Raw genomic sequence first — 20,509 nt, forward strand, 5'->3', positions numbered from 1 at the left:
TCAGCATAAAAGCAGCTCTTGAGAAAAAGGAAGAAATTGTAAAGGATGAATTTGCAGAAATCAAAGATGAAAATCTGCCTTCAAACCATTTCTCACAGACCGATGTGGATAGAGAATGGGATATTTTTCTTAAAAATCTTGCTAGAACCAATACTTTCGTCTACAACGCCATCAGCAGCTTCAAGTTAGAAAAAACGGATGAACATCAAATCACGGTCAAATATTCTTCTGAATTTGCAAAGTCAGAATTCGATAGATTGAGTATCGAGTTCTTCAACCATTTCAAGCATAAAGTCAGCAACTTCAAAATTGAAATCGAATATCAGACAGATTTGACCATCAAAAAAGAAGTTTTGACCAAGCGTAAAATCTTCGAAAAATTTGTTGAAATTAATCCGCTACTGAAAGATCTGGATGATTTGATGCGTTTCGATTTGACTTAATTATTTTAAGTTTATGTACAATTACCTTTTTGATGTAACAAAATCACAGTCTAGTTTGTCATAGTAGTATTCGAAAACTTAAAAAATGACAAAACTAAACCTGATTATTCTGCTATTTTTATCGCTCAGCATTTTTGCACAAACTGAAAGTTCAAATGTTGATGAAATTATCAATCGTGAAATGAAAGAAAGAAGAATTCCTGGATTGCAATTAGCGGTTGTTCAAAATGGAAAAATTGTTTTGAGTAAATCTTACGGCGTTGCAAATATCCAAGATAATATTCCGGTCAAAAACACGACCATTTTTCCAATTAATTCTAATACAAAAATTTTCACTGGTGTTTCTGTAATGCAATTGGTCGAACAAGGTAAAATAGAACTCAATGCGCCTATCAAAAAATATCTAAATGATTTACCTTCAGAATGGCAAAATATAACGGTTGACCAATTGCTGACGCATATTTCAGGATTGCCCGAAATCCTACAACTTCTTGATCCTCTCACTGGTAACATAGGTCCTTTAAAAACCGAACAAGCCATTTGGGAAAAACTGAAAACACTTCCTCTAGAATTTAAAACAGGTGAACAATTCAGTTACAATCAGACCAATTATTATCTATTAGGAAAGATTATCGAAAAAGTCAGTAAACAATCATTTGCTAATAATTTCGAGCAGAAACAGTTTGAAATTGTTGGGATGAAACATACATTGTTTGGAGATTCAAGAGATTTGATTCCGCAATTTGCGCCTACTTATCGTTACAGAAATTTATTTGATAGCAAAAAAACTGATGATAAATTGGTTAATAATTATACCGAATTTCCTGATTTTTTAAGAACCGGAGCGGGAGTCAATAGTACAGCTGAAGATATGGCAAACTGGATAATTGCTTTGCAAAATGGTCAATTATTTCAAAAACCTGCAACATTAGATTTGATGTGGTCGCCAAACAAATTCAATGATGGGAATCCGACCAACTGGACACGAGGTTGGGGAATTGCAAAATTTAGAAAAAACCATAAAGCAATAGGAATGTCTGGCGGAAATAGATCCGCTTTGTTGATTTATCCGGATGATAAATTGGCAATCATTGTTTTGACAAATTTAGGCGGAAGTGCTCCTGAAGATTTTCTGGAAGAGATTGCAGGATGTTACAATGCGGATATTTTAGAAGCTGATCCTCTAACTTTTTTGAGGAAAAATCTTCGAGAAATTGGATTTGATAAGGCTATTGATTTTACAAAAAACACGAAAAAGAAAAATCCCGAATTTGAACCTCAAGAAGTAGAGTTGAATAATTGGGCATACAGAATGATGGCATATAATCAACAAACCGAGGCTTTGGAAATTTTCAAACTCAACGTTTATTTATTCCCTAAAAGCTGGAATGTTTATGACAGTTATGGAGAAGTATTGTTAAAAATAGGAGATAAAAATAAGTCAATAGAAATGTATAAAAAATCGATTGAACTAAATCCTAAAAACGAAAACGGAAAAGAAATGCTTTCTAAAATTGAGAAAGAAATTTCAAAGTAAAATAATTAAATTAGAAAAATGAAAAAACTACTTTCCATCATCATCATAACATTCGGATATTCCGCATTTGCCCAAAAAACTTTAACTGAAAAGCAAATTTATTCAGCAATGGATGCTCAGGCAGAAGCATTCTTGAAAGAATCAAAAGCAAATTCTTTCTCCATCGGAATCGTAAAAGACGGGAAAACTTACACCAGACATTACGGCGAAATCGACAAAGGAAAAGGCAATAAAGCCAATAATTCAACATTATTTGAAATCGCTTCTGTTACCAAATTATTTACCGGAACGTTGGTAGCGAAAGCTGTTCTGGATGGGAAAATAAGTTTGGATGACGACATCAGAAAATATATCACAGGTTCTTATCCGAACCTTCAATTTAATGGAACACCTGTAACGATTAAGGATTTGGTTTCACTGAAATCCGGTTTTAATAAAGATTTGCCAGACAGAAGTGAAGTGATGAAAGTAAGGAATGACAGCACTGCTTTCAAAGTTGAAAAATTAGAAAAAGCTTACACGAAAGAGCAGTTTTTCAAAGATTTGAAATCAATCAAAATAGAGGCTTTGCCAGGAACTGTCTATAATTATAACAACGGAACTCTACAACTGACAGCGCATATTCTTGAAAATGTTTATGGAAAAAGTTATGAGACTTTATTGAAGGAAAATATCTTCATTCCTTTAAAATTAAATCACACAAAACTTCACATCAGTCAAAATGAAACCATCGCAAATGGTTACGATGGAAACGGCGTTCTGATGCCATTTTTGCCGTACTCACTTTGGGGCGCACAAGGTTATTTGAAATCATCATTAACTGATTTGACGACATTTTTGAAATTTGAATTGGATAAAAATAATCCGCTCGTTCAGGAATCACAAAGAGATCTACTTAATAATAAAAATTATTGGAACGCTTATTTTTGGGATGAAGTTACGGTAAATCACAACGGTCGAAATGCCAGAAAACACGGTGGTGCTTTTGGGACGCAGAATTTGTTTTGGGTTTTTCCGGATTATAACATCGGTATTTCTGTGATCACCAATCAAGGTGGCGAAAATACTTATGGGAATCTATATAACGCTGTCCAAAATCTAATTGACGATTTGAAACCATTTGGACAAAAATTAATCGGAAGAGAAATCGAGAAAAAATGTTTTGAAAATATAGATTCCGGAATTGCTTATTACAAAGAATTAAAGAAAAATAAACCCGATTCTTACAATTTTTCTGATGAATCTGAATTGAATAATCTTGGCTACAAATTGATGAGAAGTGGAGCAGTAGAATCAGCCATCAAACTATTTAAACTCTACGTTTCCGAATTTCCAAACTCTGGAAATCCTTATGACAGCTTGGCTGAAGCTTATTTTAATAATAAAGAGTATGCGCTTTCCAAACAGAATTATCAGAAAGCTATGGAGCTAAATCCAGATAATTCTAATGCGAAGGAAATGCTTTTGAAGATTGAAAACCAGACAAAATAAAAATAGAGCTTAATTTCATTTTCCTACAACATTTATCACTTAATGAAAAAATAATTGCACAATCATAGTTCTCATTTCCCATTAATTTATATATTTGTCCAAGATTTCGACCACAATAGTCGAAATCAATTAACTCAATCAAGCTAAAAAGCCTTCCAGTAAGGCATTTACAAATGGAATCAATCCAATTTCCATATCTTTCAACTTTTGCATCTGCCGAGTATTTTGGTGGATCATTTAGCTTTTTTGGATCTTATTATAGAAATTTTAGAAACTATTACCGATTTTATTGGTTTAGCTAACTAGATTTCTTTCTCAAAAATCCCGTGGAATATTTCAGACTTCCGCAACTCATTTAAAGTTTTTAAACGTTATTTTTTGGAAAAGAATTATAAATCAACATTTATAACAGATATACTATTGCATTAATTTAAAATAAAAAATTAGAAATATGAACCTTAATGAATTAAAAAATGATTGGATCAAAGACTTCGCAAATCCAATGATCATCGCAGGACCTTGTAGCGCAGAGAGCGAATCTCAAATGTTGGAAACAGCAAAACAACTGAAGGAAAGTGGTGCAGAGATTTCCGCTTTCCGTGCAGGGATCTGGAAACCGAGAACAAAACCAAACGGTTTCGAAGGCGTTGGCGTAATTGGTCTCAATTGGCTGAAAAAAGTAAAAGAAGAGTACGGTTTCAAAACAGCAACTGAGGTTGCAAATGCGCACCACGTTTTCGCAGCGTTGGAAGCAGATGTTGACATTCTTTGGATTGGTGCGCGTTCTACGGTGAATCCTTTCACTGTTCAAGAAATCGCTCAGGCTTTGCGCGGAACCAACAAACCAATTTTGGTGAAAAATCCAGTGAATCCAGATTTAGCACTTTGGATCGGTGCTTTGGAAAGATTGCTAGGTCAAGGGATTGAAAATGTTGGTGCCATTCACAGAGGTTTTTCAACGTACCAAAAAACGAAGTATAGAAATATTCCGAACTGGCAGATTGCCTTGGATTTCAAAAATCAATTTCCAAATATCCCATTGTTCATAGATCCGTCGCACATTTGTGGAAACAGAACTGGTTTGGCCGGCGTTGCGCAGGAAGCGTTCAACGTAGGTTACCAAGGTGCGATCATCGAGAGTCACAACGATCCGGACAACGCTTGGAGCGATGCTTCTCAGCAGATCACGCCAAAAGTTTTGGCCGAGATGATAGGCAATCTTCAGATTCGTAATTCCGATATTTCTGGGTACGAAGACGAGATGGGAAAACACCGAACGCTCATCAGCGATATGGATTTCCAATTGATCGAATTGTTGTCGCAAAGAATGAAAATCTCTGAAAAAATCGGAAATCTGAAAAAAGAAAACAACATCGCCATCTTCCAGCCAGAACGTTGGAAAGTGATCACAGAATATGCGAACCAAAAAGCCAGCGAAACAGGAATGTCCCAAGAATTCATCGAGAAAGTTTTCAAAGCGATCCACGAAGAAAGCATCGAGGTGCAGAATAATATTATGATTGACAAATAATTTAGATAAAAGCTTGTCAGTCTGAGGAGCTTGAAGACTTTTAGTTATTGGGGCAGCTTTTTCCGCCTTCCACTCCCAATCTTTTTTGCAGACGATTTCCACTTCAATAGAACTCGAAGATGACGCAAAAAAGGATTTCCGCTCAAGTCGGGCTGCAGCTTCGCAAAATTTGAAGATTTGTTTTTCATTCAACATTTATCAGCAGAAGAACATTAGTTGAAAAGTAAAATAACCCTTTCAGAATTCAAACTCTGAAAGGGTTTTTATTTGTCAACACGATAAAAGCTTTAACTTTGTGAAATATTAAAATCTATTTTTTGAAAGGAATCATCATCAAATCTACGGGCAGTTGGTATCAGGTTTTGGAAGCAGAATCTAAAACTGTTTACGAAGCCAGAATCCGAGGCAAATTCAAACTGATAAAAACCCGACTTACAAATCCGCTTGCAGTGGGAGATGAAGTTGAATTTTCTTTGGAGCAGGATGATGTAGCCTGGATTACAAAAATTTTCCCAAGAAAGAATTATCTCATCAGAAAATCCGTAAACCTTTCAAAAGAAGCGCATATTATTGCTTCGAATGTAGATATTGCCTGTTTCATTTATACTTTAAAATTCCCAGAAACTTCATTAGGATTTTTGGACCGTTTTCTTGCTTGTTGCGAAGCTTACAATATCAAGCCTTTGATACTATTCAACAAAATGGATACTTTGAATGACGAGGAAAAAGAAATCGTGGAAAATATCGAAGCGATGTACCAAAACATCGGTTACGACACTTTGAACATTTCATCATACACAAAACTCAATCTCAATTTTTTGATTGATAAGATTAAAGATAAAACCTCTGTGTTTTTCGGACATTCCGGTTGTGGAAAATCAACTTTAGTGAACGCAATGCAACCAGATCTTCACATCAGAACTGGCGAAATATCAGAATCTCAGCTCAAAGGAAAACATACAACGACTTTTGCTCAGATGCACTTCTGGGATTTTGGAGGTTCGGTGATAGATACGCCAGGCGTCCGGGAATTTGCAATGATTGATGTTCAGAAAGAAGAAATTCAGCATTATTTTCCTGAGATTTTCAAAGCGGGCAGGAGTTGCAAATATCACAATTGTATGCACATCAACGAGCCTAAATGTGAAGTCGTAAATGGTTTGGAAACAGGAGAAATAGAGGAGACACGATACATTACTTATCTCAAGCTGATGGAAGAGGCAGAGGAGATGAATCAAAACTAAAAAGAAAGTCCTGTAAAATATTTTTACAGGACTTTTTTATATTTGAAAAGGTAGTTCTTAGAATTTCCAACCAACAGTCACAAAGAAATTGCTTCTGTTGTTTTTAACTTTCGAAACGGCGTAAGCATCACTATTGACATCAAATCCACCATTGAAATAGCCAGAATTGTAATCTACATTTCCTTGTAAGAAAGGGCTGCTATATTCAGAAGTTATGTTTTGGTAAGATGCGTCAATATAAAATGCTCTGAAATCATAACCCAGACCTGCACCAATTGTATTTCGTTTTCCTACAAGAAGATTAGAGAACGATTGGTTTGAAGTCGAACCATTATCGTTGTAAGATAGCAGAGACAGATTATCAAAACTATTTCCTTGATAAGCGTAGCCACCTCTCAATCGGAAAGCGTTGATTCTGTATTCCGCTCCAATTCTTACTTCCGAAGAATTTTTGTAAGAATCATCGAAGAAATCATTCAGTTCCTGTTCCGCTTCTCCATAGACTTTATACTTAGGTTTTGTAACACCTTGGATAAAATCGACGTTGATCGCTAAATTTTTGCTTGGAACAAAAGCCGCACTCAATGTAGCTTTCATCGGCGTTACCAATCTTCTATCTTCGCCAAATGTTCTATCATCTTGATCGAAATTGTATTGACTGAAAACTCTATCCATAGACCACCAAGTCGGCGTTTCCAAAGCTGCACCAACGCGGATCTGATTACTTACTTTTGCAATCACCCCGAAGTTTGCTGAGAAGCCGTCGGCACTTTCTTCGTATCCTGTATATTGTTTGTTATACAGTAGGTTTGTATTATCATAGTCTGACAGAAAAGCAGCAGAATCAAACTGTCTTAAGAATGAAGTCTGAAAATTAAGTCCAGCTCCAAAATATAAACGATTGTCATAATTCGCACCAACTGCAATATTCATTTTAGATTGATCACCATATCTATCATAGCCGTGTCCGCGATATGTGTAATTTATGATTTGATTCGGAAGAGAAAAATCATCTACAATTTTAATGTTTGAATTACCAGCAGAGTTGCTGTAATTATCCAAAGAGCGAGTAGAGTAGTTTACTCCAACGTTGATGAATTTCCAATTGGAATTTAACGCATCAAGATTGAATGACAAAAGGCCACCAGTATTGATGATGTCTGTATTGTTGATCTTATTGCTTAAAGCCTGTCCTGCAAAAGTTGTCGTATTTTTATTGCTGTGTACGCCAAGAGTTAAATTTAGATCATTGGTGATGAAAACCCCGATTCCAGCCGGATTGAGATTTGCAGAAGAAATATCGCCTCCCAATGCTCCGATAGACCCAGCCATCGAATTAAATTTCGCAGTCCCGTTAATTGGATTTGAGGAATAAACATCCACTGTATTTGTAATAACAGAGATATCCTGAGCTTTCAAATAAACAAAAGAAATAGGAATACTAAGCAGTAAGAAAGTTTTTTTTAGCATTTTTTATATGAAATGTTTTTTAATTAAAGATTATCTTCTTCCACCGCCACCGCCGGATCTCATTCCGCCACCGCCAGATGAACCACCAGATCTCATTCCACCTCCAGAGTTGAATCCACCAGAGTTACCAGATCTTGAAGGCGCAGAGAATGTTTCATTTCTGAAGCCACCGTTGTTAGGAGAAGTTCTTACACCGCCATTATTTGGAGTAGTTCTCACACCGCCATTATAGTTTGGATTTTGTCTTACGTTGCCGTTTGGATAATTTTGTCTGATGCCGTTATTGGAATTTCTGATTCCACCATTATTAGGATAAGTTCTCATCCCATTATTGTTGTTTCTGAAACCATCATTTTGAGTTCTTAATCCGCTGTTTCTTGTTCCAACCGTATTCCGAACATCAAGATTTTGTCTTGAGCCACTTGTATTGATTCCATTGAAACGTCCAGCTGTTCTGTTACCAACTCTGTTTTGAGAGATCATCCCATTGAGTCTTCCACCATTTGCGCCAGATCTACCATAGATGATGTTATGTCCACCGTAGAATCCACCGCCCCAGCCGTAGCCAGGACCCCAGAATGGGTCATAAAATCCGCCTCCCCAGCCCCAAGGTGAGTAGAACGAGTTGCCCCATCCCCAGCCGAAGCCCATTCCCCAACCCCAAGAGTTGAAAGGACTGTTCCAGCCCATTCCCCAGCCAGGATAACCCCAGCCACCGAAACCGCCTCCCCAGCCGAATCCCATTCCCATTCCGCCCCAGCCCCAATTATTGAAGCTAGTATAGTTGGTCTCAGTTCCTGTAAAGGTTCCCCAGTCAGAATCACTGGATAAGTTGTAACGTCCCTGCTGATCTTGTAGATTTTGCTGGTTATTATCATAAATACTAGGATATGTGTCCTGATAACTGTAATAATTATCAACCTGATTACTGTTAGAAGGATATGCACCAACAGGAAGAGAATCCTTGTTAGGATCATAATATACACCGTCTGTTTCAGAATAACCGCCTGTGTATATCACACAAGAGGTCAAAAGAAAACTACTCGCAACTAATATCAAACCTTTTGATTTGATAAAATTCATTAAGCTTTTATTGTTGATATTTTTCATTTTATGAGTACTATTAAGTTTGCTATATTTGTATTCTTAAAAGAAACCAAATTTTGTACCAGTAATTATTTACAAAGTAGCGTAAAATTAGGCTTTTTATTTAGATTACGAAAAGTTAAAAAAGTTAAAAACAAGTTTAAAAAAAATATGGCAAAGTTAACATCAAGAGCAGAAGATTATAGCAAATGGTACAACGAATTGGTTGTAAAAGCGGATTTGGCAGAGAATTCTAGCGTGAGAGGATGTATGGTGATCAAACCTTATGGTTATGCAATTTGGGAAAAAATGCGTGACGAGATGGACAAAAAGTTCAAGGAAACTGGACATCAAAACGCTTACTTCCCACTATTCGTACCCAAAAGCTTGTTCGAAGCCGAAGAAAAAAATGCCGAAGGTTTTGCCAAAGAGTGTGCGGTTGTCACACATTACAGATTAAAAACTGACCCAAATAATCCAGCAAAATTAATTGTTGATCCAGATGCTAAATTGGAAGAAGAATTAATTGTTCGTCCAACATCGGAAGCGATTATTTGGAGTACTTATAAAAATTGGATTCAGTCTTACAGAGATTTGCCGATTTTGATCAATCAATGGGCAAATGTTGTGCGTTGGGAAATGAGAACAAGATTGTTCCTTAGAACTGCCGAATTCCTTTGGCAAGAAGGACATACAGCACACGCCACAAGAGATGAAGCTGTAGAAGAAACTGAAAAAATGTTGGAAGTTTATGCAAAATTTGCAGAAGACTTTATGGCAATCCCGGTTTTCCGAGGCATCAAAACACCTTCTGAGAGATTTGCCGGAGCGGATGAAACCTATTGTATCGAAGCTTTGATGCAAGATGGAAAAGCATTGCAAGCAGGAACTTCCCACTTCTTGGGTCAAAGTTTTCCGAAAGCTTTTGATGTGAAATTCACCAACAAAGAAGGAAAACAAGAGTATCCTTGGGCATCATCTTGGGGAACTTCCACAAGATTGATGGGCGCATTGATTATGACGCATTCTGATGATCTTGGTTTGGTCTTGCCTCCAACTTTAGCGCCGATTCAAGTTGTGATCGTTCCGATTTTTAAAGGAGAAGAGCAATTGGCTGAGATCAGTGAAGTGGCTTTGGAGATTCAAAGTAAATTGAAAGCGAAAGGCATTTCGGTTAAATTTGATAATGACACACAGAACAAACCAGGTTGGAAATTCGCTGAATATGAGTTGAAAGGTGTTCCATTGAGAATTGCGCTTGGACAGAGAGATCTTGAAAACAAAACAGTAGAATTGGCTAGAAGAGATAATTTAACCAAAGAAACCGTTTCCATTGAAGGTCTTGATGTTTATGTCGAAGAATTATTAAAAACGATTCAAAGTGACATATATAATAAGGCTTTAAAATTCAAAGAGGAAAATATTACGAAAGTGGATTCTTACGAAGAATTCAAAAAAGTGCTTGTAGAAAAAGGTGGTTTCATCTTGGCGCATTGGGACGGAACTGCAGAGGAAGAAGAGCAAATCAAGCAGGAAACCAAAGCAACCATCAGATGTATTCCTTTGAATAATGAGCAGGAAGATGGTATTTCTTTGATAACTGGAAAACCTTCCAAACAAAGAGTTGTCTTTGCAAAAGCTTATTAAAACTGATTTTCACCAAAAATAATCCTCAGAAAAATAGACTGTCCCTAAAAGTTTAGAAACTTTTTAGGGACAGTCCAGTGAGGCAAATTTTTTGCAATGATTTTTATTCCATTGTTAACAGTATTTGTTGAATGGCTATTCTGTTTACTCCATTGTTGTCTTCAAATTCCGCAACGATAAACCTGTGTTTTTCATTAGTTGTATTAGGATAAAGTATTTTGTCATTTTGCTCAATAAGCTTTTTTAAAGTCTTTTCGATGTTGTAAGTTTAAAATAAATGATAACTCCATTTTTTGACGGACGGTAAATATCTCACATTGCAAAATACATTTTATAGAATTTCTCAGCTCTTCCAAATTTTAAATAGGGATTCTCAAAATAAATAAAATGTTTATATTTTTCCATATTCATCTAAGTTTGATTTAGATGTTAAGAGATAATAGTTAGAAAAAATCCAATTTTGATAAAGCTAAATTTCATTTTTAGAATTATACTTTGTAATATCAATAGGACTATTTCTTCTCCACCTTCACAGCTTGTCTCGCCAACAATTTCCAACCACTTTTAGTTTTAGACCAAACGTATAAAATATCAAGATTCACAACTGCTGGTGCTTTTCCAAGGTCCTCGGTGTTTGCGAATAAATGATGACGGACGATTGCTGTTTTGTCAACGATCTGGATGGATTGGTTTGTAATATCAATGTTGAGGAAATTAGATTTTTTGCTCGCTAATTTTTCTACAAATTCTTTCGCATAGTCAATGTGACCGCCGGAATGTCCGTAGGTTAATTCAGGTAGAATCAAAGATTCTAAGACGGTTTTGTCACCGCTGATCATTGCGAGTCTCAATTTTTCTGAGGCTTCGGAAACGGCTTGTTGGTCATTGTTCTTCTGCGCAAACATCATTGATACGGCGATAAAGCTTAATGCTACTAATAATTTTTTGATCATAATAATATTATATATTTCTAACCCAAAGATAATGAACTTTCTTTTGAAATCTTATTCAACTTATTTTCTATCTTTATTTAATAATTTTTCACCTTGGATCCAATTCTCGATATCGTTCTTCGTTCGCTTGCAGTGTACTTTTTTATGGTCATCGCCGTAAGGATTTTCGGTAAGAATCAATTGTCACAACTCAATGCCGGCGATGTGATTCTTTTGTTATTGATAAGCAATGCGGTTCAGAATGCGATGGTTGGCTCCAATAGCAGTTTGCAAGGTGGCATTGTTGCGGCTTTGGTGTTGTTTGTTGCGAATTTTATTGTCAAGAAATTTATTTTCAAAAGCAAGTTTGTGAAAGAATTGATAGAAGACCATCCATACATTTTGGTTAAGGACGGAAAGGTCTTCACTGATGTTTTGAAGAAAGTCCAGATCTCTGAGGATGAATTGGAAGAATCCATCCACGAACACGGCATAGAAACGGTTTCTGAAGTGAAGCTGGCGATTCTGGAAGTTGATGGCAATATCAGCGTGATGTCCATTGATAAAGACAGTCACCAGACGCATTATTCCAGACATAAAACTAGGATTAAAAGGAAGTTTAATCCTTGATGAAATGAACATTTCGTTGTTAAATTAAAGTTGTAAAACACTTCGACTCCGCTCAGTGTGACAGATTTTAATATTGTCAGTCTGAGCGGAGTCGAAGACTTTGTAAGGGAAATTTTTTTAAGCTAAAATAGTAATTCCTTTGTCAGCCAAATCATAAATCGTATTTCTTGCGCTGTCTGGTTTTACATTCACCGCTTTTGTTCCGTTGAAGTGGAGACAAGTGATAAATCCTGCATTGAAAGCATCTATCGCGGTAAACTTTACGCAATAATCCAAAGCCAAACCAACAATCTCGACCAGTTGAATGTCGTGATATTTCAAATAATCTTCCAATCCTGTTTTCACAAAATGATTGTTATCCTGAAAACCACTGTAGCTGTCGATTTCTATGTTTTTTCCTTTTTGGATGATGTGCGTCACCTTGTCACGGTTCAAGTCCTTTTGAAACTCAGCCCCGAAAGTTCCTTGAATGCAATGGTCTGGCCACATAAATTGTGCACCGCCGTTCAATGTGATCATTTCGCCAACGTTTTTTCCATTGTTGGATGCAAAACTTTTATGGTCTGCAGGATGCCAATCTTGCGTCAAGATAATCTCGTCGTATTGGTTTTCTGCCAAAAGAAGATTGATATAAGGAATGATGCTGTTAGCTTCTGGAACGGCTAAAGCGCCACCTTCGCAGAAATCATTTTGAACATCAACTATTATTAATGCTTTTTTCATCTGTTAAAATATTGTCGGAAGTCGGATGTACGAAGACCGAAGTTGGATAAATGTGGAAACCTATAGCCCCGATAGTAGCGGTTACCCCACAGCAAGCGTCGGGAAAAGCCTTGGCACGAGGAGTAGTAGCGGATAGCGGGAAATAGCTCCTGATTTTTATAAAAGAGAAAAGTCAGATGCCGGCAGTTTTCAACACGAAGTTTTTTTTCGAATTGAAATCTTCCGTCATCTGACCTCTGACTTCAGGCTTTTAGCCTAAATATGGATATTTATAATCTTTAGGAGACACAAAAGTTTCCTTGATGCTTCTTAAAGAGACCCAACGCGTCAAGTTCATTTTAGAACCTGCTTTGTCATTGGTTCCAGAAGCTCTAGAACCACCGAAAGGTTGCTGTCCAACCACTGCACCCGTAGGTTTGTCGTTGATGTAGAAGTTTCCGGAAGCATTTTCCAAAGCTTTGTAAGCCTCGTCAATCGCATATCTGTCTTGTGCGAAAATAGAACCAGTCAAAGAATATTGCGTCGAAGTGTCAACCAATTTCAAAGTATCTTCCCAGTTTTCATCTTCATAAACAAAGACAGTCAGGATTGGACCGAAGATTTCCTCCACGATACTTTCGTAATAAGGATTGATGGTCTCGATAACTGTTGGATGCACGAACCATCCTTTTTTGTCATCATATTTTCCACCGATTACAACTGTTGCGTCGTTTGCCGCTTCAGCTCTGTCGATGTAGCCTTTGCATTTTTCAAAAGAATTTTTGTCGATCACTGCATTCACGAAGTTTGATGGATCTTCTGGAGAACCGATCTTGATGGATTTAATTTGAGATTCCATCACCGCTTTCACATCATTCCAAAGAGATTTTGGAACATAGGCTCTAGATGCTGCGGAACATTTTTGACCTTGATATTCGAAAGCGCCTCTTACCAAACCAGTTGCAACGGCCTCGATATTCGCAGACGGATGAACCATCACGAAGTCTTTTCCGCCAGTTTCTCCAACGATTCTCGGGTAAGATTTGTAGTTGTGGATATTGTTGCCGATCATTTTCCACATGCCTTGGAAAACCTTTGTAGAACCTGTGAAATGAAGACCTGCAAATTCTGGATGAGCCAAAACTTTCTCAGCCGTTTCTTTTCCGTCTGTGAAAATCATATTGATTACGCCATCCGGAAGTCCAGCTTCTTTCAAAACGTCCATAATTACTTTTGCAGAATAGATCTGTTTGTCAGATGGTTTCCAAACCACCACATTTCCCATCATCGCCATACAAGCTGGCAAGTTTCCGGAGATTGCCGTAAAGTTGAAAGGGGTCACCGCGAAACAGAAACCTTCCAATGGTCTATATTCTACACGATTCCAGATTCCAGCATCAGAAACTGGTTGCTCAGCATAAAGCTCCGTCATAAATTCTACATTGAAACGCAAGAAATCTATGAACTCACAAGCTGCATCAATCTCTGCCTGATGAACGTTTTTGGATTGTCCGATCATCGTCGCCGCGTTGATCACATCTCTGTATGGCCCAGCCAAAAGGTCTGCCGCTTTGAGGAAAATCGCCGCTCTGTGTTCCCAGCCAAGCGCGTTCCATTTTGATTTTGCAGCCAACGCAGTTTCTATCGCGCTGTCAACGTGTGACATGTCGCCTTCATAATAAAAACCGAAATCGTGTTTGTGGTCCTGAGGCGAACTTAACTGTACTTTTTTATCTGTTTTAATATCTTTTCCACCGATCACCATTGGGATTTCGGTTTTTTCTTTCCACATTTTTTTATAGGTGGCAATCAGGCTTTTTACCTCGTCGGAACCTGGTACATAAGAATTAACAGGTTCGTTTTGTGCAAAAGGCACTTGAGAAATGGCTTTAGACATAAATTTTAATTTTTGATTTTTACAAATTTACAATAAGGATTTCAGAACCGCAATTGATTCAGTTTCTTTTATTGAGGGAGATTTTGAATTGTATTTAAGTTGTTGTAAATTAATGTTTTGTGAATTTAACAATTGAATTGGTTTTGTTAAAGTTTCAAAAAAGACATAATTTATTATCGATAATTTAATGCGTTAATTTTTACAGATTTTACATTAATACAAATCAATCAGGGAAGAATAAAAAAGAAAATGGCGCAAAAGTGGAGAATGCTCCCACACAAAACGAAAAGATGCCAAATCGGATGGTAAAACGGTTTTCTGTCTTTAGCATAAAAATAAATCCCGAAAGTGTAGCACAATCCGCCAAGAATAATCAATGATAATGCGCCGGTGGAGAGATTCTCAATCATCGGTTTGATCGCAATAATCGAAGCCCAACCCATCAAAGCATAAAGCGAAAGCGAGATCTTCTCATTGTTTCTGAGCGGTGAGAATTTGAAAATAAATCCAATCAGAGCCATTCCCCAGATCAAACCAAACATACTCCAGCCCCAAGCGCCTTTCAATCCCAATAATGCAACTGGCGTATAAGTTCCGGCAATCAGAACATAGATGCTGAGATGGTCTATTTTCTGGCAGATCTTTTTCCATTTCAATCTGTAAACGGCGTGGTAAATTGTTGACGCAGAATAGAGTAGTATCAAACTGATGCCGAAGATCAAAGAAGAAGCAACCGCAATCATATTCTCGCTGATGACAGAATAATAGATCATCAAAATCAAAGCTATGATTGATAAAACAATACCCAAACCGTGTGTGATGACATTGTAGAATTCTTCTTGCTTTCGGTTCTTCTTCGGCATAATTTTCATTTTAATCAAAGTTAATCATTAAAGTTTTTTCTGAACTTAAAACAATTTTATTTTAACAAAGTTTAATAGTCATCGAGACCTTCGGTGGTGTAGCCTGGTTTATACTTTCAGTTTGTAAATTATCAATATTGTTAGAAATTAACAAAATCCCAAAACTAGGTTGCAAAACTGAAAAAGCCCATACCTGGACATTCCTGCACCTATGCGACTAGCTTTTGTAGTTGTCCGAAAGTCTTTTGCAACCTTGCAACATAATTTTGGAAATTTTGAAATAGATTGATGATATGTGTAATGTTTTTTAGTAAAATAATTATCTTTAAAACTTATATTAAAAACACTCAAAAAATGATTAATTCAATTGACCTTACGCGTTTGCATAACGCTAATTATCTGCAATTCCAAAAAGACTTTTTGGAAATTATTTCAAGAAACAACCCAACAGTTTTGCAGATAGAAACCAATTATAACGGCCTTTCTGACAAAATCAATGAGCTGGAAGACCTATTCAAAAAAGTTTTAGCTAATCCTATTTTTCAAGAACTATTGGTTTTGGATGAGAGTAGAGATTATGCGGTAAATGTGATTTATTACGCTACATTGGCGTACTCTTACCATTAATGCTACTACAAAACAAAGCAAAATGCAGATGCTATGCTAGCCAACATCAAACGATATGGCTCAATTGTCAGGCAGGGACAGCTGTCATCAATAATCTGATCAATGACTGTGAAAAGAAATCGGAGCTTAACCAAGCCATTGTTACATTTGACCTGAAAGCCTGGAAAGAAGAGCTGGGAAGCATCAATACAGAATTCAGTACCTGATATCTTGATAGAACTCACGTTTATGGCAACGCTACTCCGGAAACTCTGAAATTAAAAAGAGAAGAAACGAATACTGCCTATTATGCTTTGCGAGACAGGATCAATGCACTACATTTGTTGATAGAAATGCCACCATCGCCTTACAGTACGGTCATCAACCAGCTGAATGCTTTGGTAGAGCAGTATAATCTGCTGGTGACAGTTCCGGAAGAACCTACAGAAAAACCTAAAACGGACGAGGTATAATTAAATTAAAAACTAATAATCAGAAAAAAATCAATGTTATGATTAAAAAAATGACAATTATTTTACTTTTTATCTACAGTTTTGTTGGTGCCCAATGTTGGAAATCAGTAGCCAGTGGTGGATCGCATATAGTAGCTGTAACAACGGATGGATCTCTCTATTCTTGGGGATATAATTACTATGGACAGTTAGGAGATGGGACTTATGTCAATAAAAAAGTTCCTACTAGGATAGGATCCGATACTGATTGGAAAACCGTTGCAACAGGGAAGTACTTCACACTTGCTATGAAGACGGATGGCTCTATATGGGCTTGGGGTGATAATCAGTTTGGTCAATTAGGAGATGGTACCAATGTAAGAAGGAATAACCCTGTACGAATTGGCACCGATAAGGAGTGGAAAAGTTTACATACCACCAGTACTAACACAATAGCTATCAAGAATAATGGCTCAATATGGGGGTGGGGTAGAAACCAATTTGGAGAATTAGGAGATGGCACTACAGTGAGTAAAGCCTATCCTACACAAATTGGAACCGACACTGATTGGAAAACAGCTACCGGTGGTTGTGGCTTTCATACTTTCGCTATAAAAAATGATGGCTCCCTTTGGGCTTGGGGGCGTAACTTGAATGGTGAGCTGGGCGATGGGTCGATAGTCAATAAATATTTTCCTACAAAAATAGGTAATGATACCGATTGGAAAGACGTTGCAGCAGGTTTTCGATACAGTGCTGCCATCAAAAATAATGGTTCAATCTGGATGTGGGGTGATAATGGACAGGGACAATATGGGGACATCTTTATTGGTAATAAACTGATACCTACCAGGATGGGAGTCGCTAATAATTGGCAAAGCTTGACAACGGGTATTAATGATACCTATGCCATAAAAACAGACGGAACACTTTGGAATTGGGGTAGAAAAACTTTAGTACTTACTCCAGGTGGTAGTATTTGGGAACATAAGTTACACAAGATTGGCAACAGCGTCGATTGGTCATATGTAAAAACATCGGATACTGGTCAACTACTATTTAAGTCTAATGGTTCATTTTGGGGGATGGGCGAGAATACTTACGGACAGTTATCAAATACAATTTCAGGATCCATTAATGTTCCAGTGGAAATCTCCTGCTCAAGGCTTAGCGTTTCAGAAACTATCAAATCAGTGTTAAATTTTTATCCTAATCCTATTAAAGATTATTTTTTTATCAATAATAAAGAAGTTAAAACAATACAGTTATATTCATTAGATGGTAAGTTGTTGAAAGAGTACTCTGTCTCGGAAAAATATTCTATCAATGGATTATCAAAAGGTATTTACATATTGAATATACATTTAGGAAACGGCAAAGTAATTTCTGAAAAAATAATAAAAGAGTAAGCGTTAATGAAGTATTTCCTTTTAATTCCATTAGTAGTTTCACAAACTTATTTCTCACAATCGGTTTCTGCAGATCTGGAGAAATCTGTTAAAGAAATAATGTCTGCACCAAATGCTTTGTCTGCGAATCTTTCTTTTTATGTTTCGGACGAAAAAGGAAATTTGGTTTATGAATTCAACGGGAGCAAAGGACTTTCTACAGCAAGTACGCAGAAGATTTTCACTTCGATTTCGGCTTTGGAAACTCTGGGAAAAGATTATCAGTTCAGAACAACTGCTTCATATTCCGGAAAGATATCGAATGGGAATTTGGATGGCGATTTTTATATCACTTCAAACGGCGATCCGACTTTGGGAAGTTGGCGATATGAAGCTTACAAACCTGAGAACTTCAAGCAAAAATTGATCGAAGCCATCAAGAAATCGGGTATCAAGAAAATCTCTGGAAATCTGATTGTGGACGATTCTTATTTCGATTTTCAAAGTACGCCTGGCGGTTGGCCTTGGAACGATCTTGGGAATTATTACGGCGCTGGAACCTTTGGCGTGAATTGGAGAGAAAATCAATTTGATATTAATGTTAATGGCAATCAAATTAAAAGCTATTCTTATCAGCTCGAAAATGTCAACTGGATCAATGAACTGAAAACTGGCGGAAGTTCTGACCAAAGTTTAATTTTCACGGCGCCACATTCTGAAACTGCAATGATCAACGGAATGTTGCCCGCAGGAAAAGTTACAACTGTTTCTGGTGCAACGCCCAATCCTCCAATGCATTTAGCTATTGAAATCAAGAAAACGCTTGAAGAAAATGGAATTTCGGTTTCGGGAAAAGTCACTTCTTATTATAATGAAAAATTGGAAGGGAAATCCGTCTCAAAAGCGCCAAATTCTAATATTATTCTTGAGTACAAATCGCCAACGCTTGATAAGATTGTCTATTGGTTTTTGAGAAAAAGCATCAATCTTTACGGTGAAACGCTCATCAAAACAATGGCAAAAGAGAAACGAAACAATCCGAATTTCGAAACAGGAATTGCCTTTCTAAAAGATTTCTGGAAATCGAAAGGTATCAATCCAATGATGATCAATTTCGCTGACGGAAGTGGACTTTCGCCTCAGAACTATGTTTCTGCAAAAGCGCAGGTTCAAGCTTTGTTATACGCGAAAAAACAAAATTATTTTGATGTTTTCTATGAAGGTTTCCCAATGCAGAATGGCATCAAAATGAAAAGTGGAACGATTAAAGACAGTAAATCTTTCGCTGGTTATCACACTTCCAAAAGTGGGAAGAATTATGTTTTTTCTGTGATTTTGAATAATTATCAGGGTGGAAGTATTAGTAATGCTTTGTTTAAAATTTTGGATAATTTGAAGTAAGTGTAATGTACAAACACTTCGACTCCGCTCAGTGTGACATTTACATTCTGAGGCTCTCGAAGACAAAAAAAATTAAATGAACAGAATTAACTCTTTCCCACCGATCGTAGATGAAAATTCGAGAATATTAATTCTTGGATCGATGCCTGGTGCTAAGTCTTTGGAAATGAATCAATATTATGCTTTTCCGCAGAATCAGTTTTGGAGAATTATGTTTCATCTTTTTGAATCGGAGTTTTCTGATGATTATGAAACAAGAATCAATCTCATCAAAGCAAATCATATAGCACTTTGGGATGTGATAGAAAGTTGCGAAAGAAAGGGTAGTAGCGATACGGAAATCAAGGCGGAAATTGATAACGATATTCCACAATTGATTGAAGATCATCCAAATATTAAAATGATATTTTGCAACGGACAAAAATCTTACAAAAATCTGCTAAAAATCCTAGGTAAAAACTTCAAAATTCCAATTGTGGTCTTGCCTTCTACAAGTCCGCTCCATACGGTGAAGTTTGAGGAGAAACTGGAGTGGTGGAAAGTGATTAAAAATGATTTGAAGAAATCATAATTAAATTATTAAAATAAAATGCATCAAGTATTAAGGCTACATTTTGAAAATATAGTACAATTGACTGATAATCAATTTGATTTTATAATGTCTCATTTCACGACCAGAAAATTAAAAAAACATCAGTTTCTAATTCAGGAAAATCAGATTGTGAATGAAGACTTTTGGGTTGCGAAAGGCTTGTTGAGAGCTTATAGTACAGATGCAAATGGAAAAGAACATATTATTCAATTTGCGAAAGAAGATTGGTGGATTTCAGATTATCAAGCCTATTTCAATCAATTGCAATCTACCATCAACATTGTTTGCATGGAAGAGACCGAGGTTTTTTGTCTGTCATTGGAAAACAGAGAAAAGATTTGTTTGGAACTTCATAAAGTAGAACATTTCTTCCGGAAAAAATCCAATATGGGCTATATAGCTTTGCAAAGGAGAATTTTATCTCTGCTCAGCAGTAGTGCAAAAGAACGTTATGAACAGTTTTTGCTTCAATATCCAGACTTGTTGCAACGGATTCCTAAGGCACTCATTGCTTCTTATCTTGGAGTTTCCAGAGAAACGCTCAGCCGTTTGATTTGACATTTGTCACAGTAAAATTGTGATGTATGTCTCAATTTT

19 protein-coding genes are annotated in these 20,509 nt (G+C 36.7%); 13 read left to right on the forward strand and 6 right to left on the reverse strand.

Annotated elements, in window-relative coordinates:
* Positions 1-104 precede the first annotated feature (104 nt).
* From IO90_RS14605 to rsgA, 5 genes are all read left to right on the forward strand, one after another.
* A complete protein-coding gene (locus IO90_RS14605; protein WP_034968081.1) occupies positions 105-443 on the forward strand; it encodes a hypothetical protein in 339 nt (112 codons plus the stop codon).
* Between the two features lie 85 nt (positions 444-528).
* Positions 529-1,980: a serine hydrolase domain-containing protein gene (locus IO90_RS14610; protein ID WP_034968084.1), complete on the forward strand. Its 1,452-nt coding sequence runs from the start codon at positions 529-531 to the stop codon at positions 1,978-1,980.
* A gap of 18 nt (positions 1,981-1,998) precedes the next feature.
* On the forward strand, positions 1,999-3,471 hold the full coding sequence (locus IO90_RS14615; protein WP_051878736.1) for a serine hydrolase: 1,473 nt from the start codon (positions 1,999-2,001) through the stop codon (positions 3,469-3,471).
* Between the two features lie 451 nt (positions 3,472-3,922).
* Positions 3,923-5,002, forward strand: coding sequence for a chorismate mutase (locus IO90_RS14620; RefSeq protein ID WP_034968085.1), 1,080 nt, complete (start codon positions 3,923-3,925; stop codon positions 5,000-5,002).
* Positions 5,003-5,319: 317 nt separating this feature from the next.
* Positions 5,320-6,246 (forward strand): ribosome small subunit-dependent GTPase A, encoded by a 927-nt coding sequence (rsgA, locus tag IO90_RS14625; protein ID WP_034968088.1) that lies wholly within the window; start codon positions 5,320-5,322, stop codon positions 6,244-6,246.
* 57 nt (positions 6,247-6,303) lie between these two features.
* Here the strand turns inward: rsgA and IO90_RS14630 are convergent, their stop codons facing one another.
* Positions 6,304-7,716 (reverse strand): OmpP1/FadL family transporter, encoded by a 1,413-nt coding sequence (locus IO90_RS14630; RefSeq protein WP_034968090.1) that lies wholly within the window; start codon positions 7,714-7,716, stop codon positions 6,304-6,306.
* Positions 7,717-7,746: 30 nt separating this feature from the next.
* Positions 7,747-8,826 carry a hypothetical protein gene (locus IO90_RS14635; protein WP_034968093.1) on the reverse strand — a complete coding sequence of 360 codons (1,080 nt, stop codon included), beginning with the start codon at positions 8,824-8,826 and terminating at the stop codon, positions 7,747-7,749.
* A 147-nt stretch (positions 8,827-8,973) separates the two neighbouring features.
* Between IO90_RS14635 and proS the strand changes: the two genes are divergently transcribed.
* The gene (gene proS / locus IO90_RS14640; protein ID WP_034968096.1) at positions 8,974-10,449 is read left to right on the forward strand and encodes a proline--tRNA ligase; all 1,476 of its coding nucleotides are present in this window, start codon (positions 8,974-8,976) and stop codon (positions 10,447-10,449) included.
* A 512-nt stretch (positions 10,450-10,961) separates the two neighbouring features.
* Here the strand turns inward: proS and IO90_RS14645 are convergent.
* The gene (locus tag IO90_RS14645) at positions 10,962-11,402 is read right to left on the reverse strand and encodes a nuclear transport factor 2 family protein (RefSeq protein ID WP_034968098.1); all 441 of its coding nucleotides are present in this window, start codon (positions 11,400-11,402) and stop codon (positions 10,962-10,964) included.
* A gap of 93 nt (positions 11,403-11,495) precedes the next feature.
* Between IO90_RS14645 and IO90_RS14650 the strand changes: the two genes are divergently transcribed.
* On the forward strand, positions 11,496-12,011 hold the full coding sequence (locus IO90_RS14650) for a DUF421 domain-containing protein (RefSeq protein ID WP_034968101.1): 516 nt from the start codon (positions 11,496-11,498) through the stop codon (positions 12,009-12,011).
* Positions 12,012-12,128: 117 nt separating this feature from the next.
* On the opposite strand, the gene pncA is transcribed toward IO90_RS14650, so the two are convergent.
* The 3 genes from pncA to trhA form a co-directional block, all read right to left on the reverse strand.
* Entirely contained in the window at positions 12,129-12,734 is a 606-nt protein-coding gene (gene pncA / locus IO90_RS14655; protein ID WP_034968104.1) for a bifunctional nicotinamidase/pyrazinamidase, read from the reverse strand.
* A gap of 250 nt (positions 12,735-12,984) precedes the next feature.
* Positions 12,985-14,610, reverse strand: a complete 1,626-nt coding sequence (pruA, locus tag IO90_RS14660; RefSeq protein ID WP_034968108.1) for an L-glutamate gamma-semialdehyde dehydrogenase — start codon at positions 14,608-14,610, stop codon at positions 12,985-12,987.
* Between the two features lie 227 nt (positions 14,611-14,837).
* Positions 14,838-15,473: a PAQR family membrane homeostasis protein TrhA gene (gene trhA / locus IO90_RS14665; protein WP_034969317.1), complete on the reverse strand. Its 636-nt coding sequence runs from the start codon at positions 15,471-15,473 to the stop codon at positions 14,838-14,840.
* Positions 15,474-15,827: 354 nt separating this feature from the next.
* On the opposite strand from trhA, the gene IO90_RS14670 reads away from it, so the two are divergent.
* The 6 genes from IO90_RS14670 to IO90_RS14695 all read left to right on the forward strand — a co-directional run bounded on the left by IO90_RS14670 (position 15,828) and on the right by IO90_RS14695 (position 20,470).
* Positions 15,828-16,100 carry a hypothetical protein gene (locus tag IO90_RS14670; RefSeq protein ID WP_131450900.1) on the forward strand — a complete coding sequence of 91 codons (273 nt, stop codon included), beginning with the start codon at positions 15,828-15,830 and terminating at the stop codon, positions 16,098-16,100.
* Positions 16,100-16,306: a hypothetical protein gene (locus tag IO90_RS14675; protein WP_034968114.1), complete on the forward strand. Its 207-nt coding sequence runs from the start codon at positions 16,100-16,102 to the stop codon at positions 16,304-16,306. The genes IO90_RS14670 and IO90_RS14675 overlap by 1 nt, the downstream gene beginning before the upstream one ends.
* A 284-nt stretch (positions 16,307-16,590) precedes the next feature.
* Positions 16,591-17,940 (forward strand): T9SS type A sorting domain-containing protein, encoded by a 1,350-nt coding sequence (locus IO90_RS14680; RefSeq protein ID WP_034968118.1) that lies wholly within the window; start codon positions 16,591-16,593, stop codon positions 17,938-17,940.
* A 6-nt stretch (positions 17,941-17,946) separates the two neighbouring features.
* On the forward strand, positions 17,947-19,320 hold the full coding sequence (gene dacB, locus IO90_RS14685) for a D-alanyl-D-alanine carboxypeptidase/D-alanyl-D-alanine-endopeptidase (RefSeq protein ID WP_034968120.1): 1,374 nt from the start codon (positions 17,947-17,949) through the stop codon (positions 19,318-19,320).
* A gap of 76 nt (positions 19,321-19,396) precedes the next feature.
* Positions 19,397-19,891: a DNA-deoxyinosine glycosylase gene (locus IO90_RS14690; protein WP_034968123.1), complete on the forward strand. Its 495-nt coding sequence runs from the start codon at positions 19,397-19,399 to the stop codon at positions 19,889-19,891.
* Between the two features lie 18 nt (positions 19,892-19,909).
* Positions 19,910-20,470 carry a Crp/Fnr family transcriptional regulator gene (locus tag IO90_RS14695; protein WP_034968126.1) on the forward strand — a complete coding sequence of 187 codons (561 nt, stop codon included), beginning with the start codon at positions 19,910-19,912 and terminating at the stop codon, positions 20,468-20,470.
* Positions 20,471-20,509 lie beyond the last annotated feature (39 nt).

The sequence above is a fragment of the Chryseobacterium sp. FH1 genome (assembly GCF_000735135.1).
Lineage (GTDB): Bacteria > Bacteroidota > Bacteroidia > Flavobacteriales > Weeksellaceae > Epilithonimonas.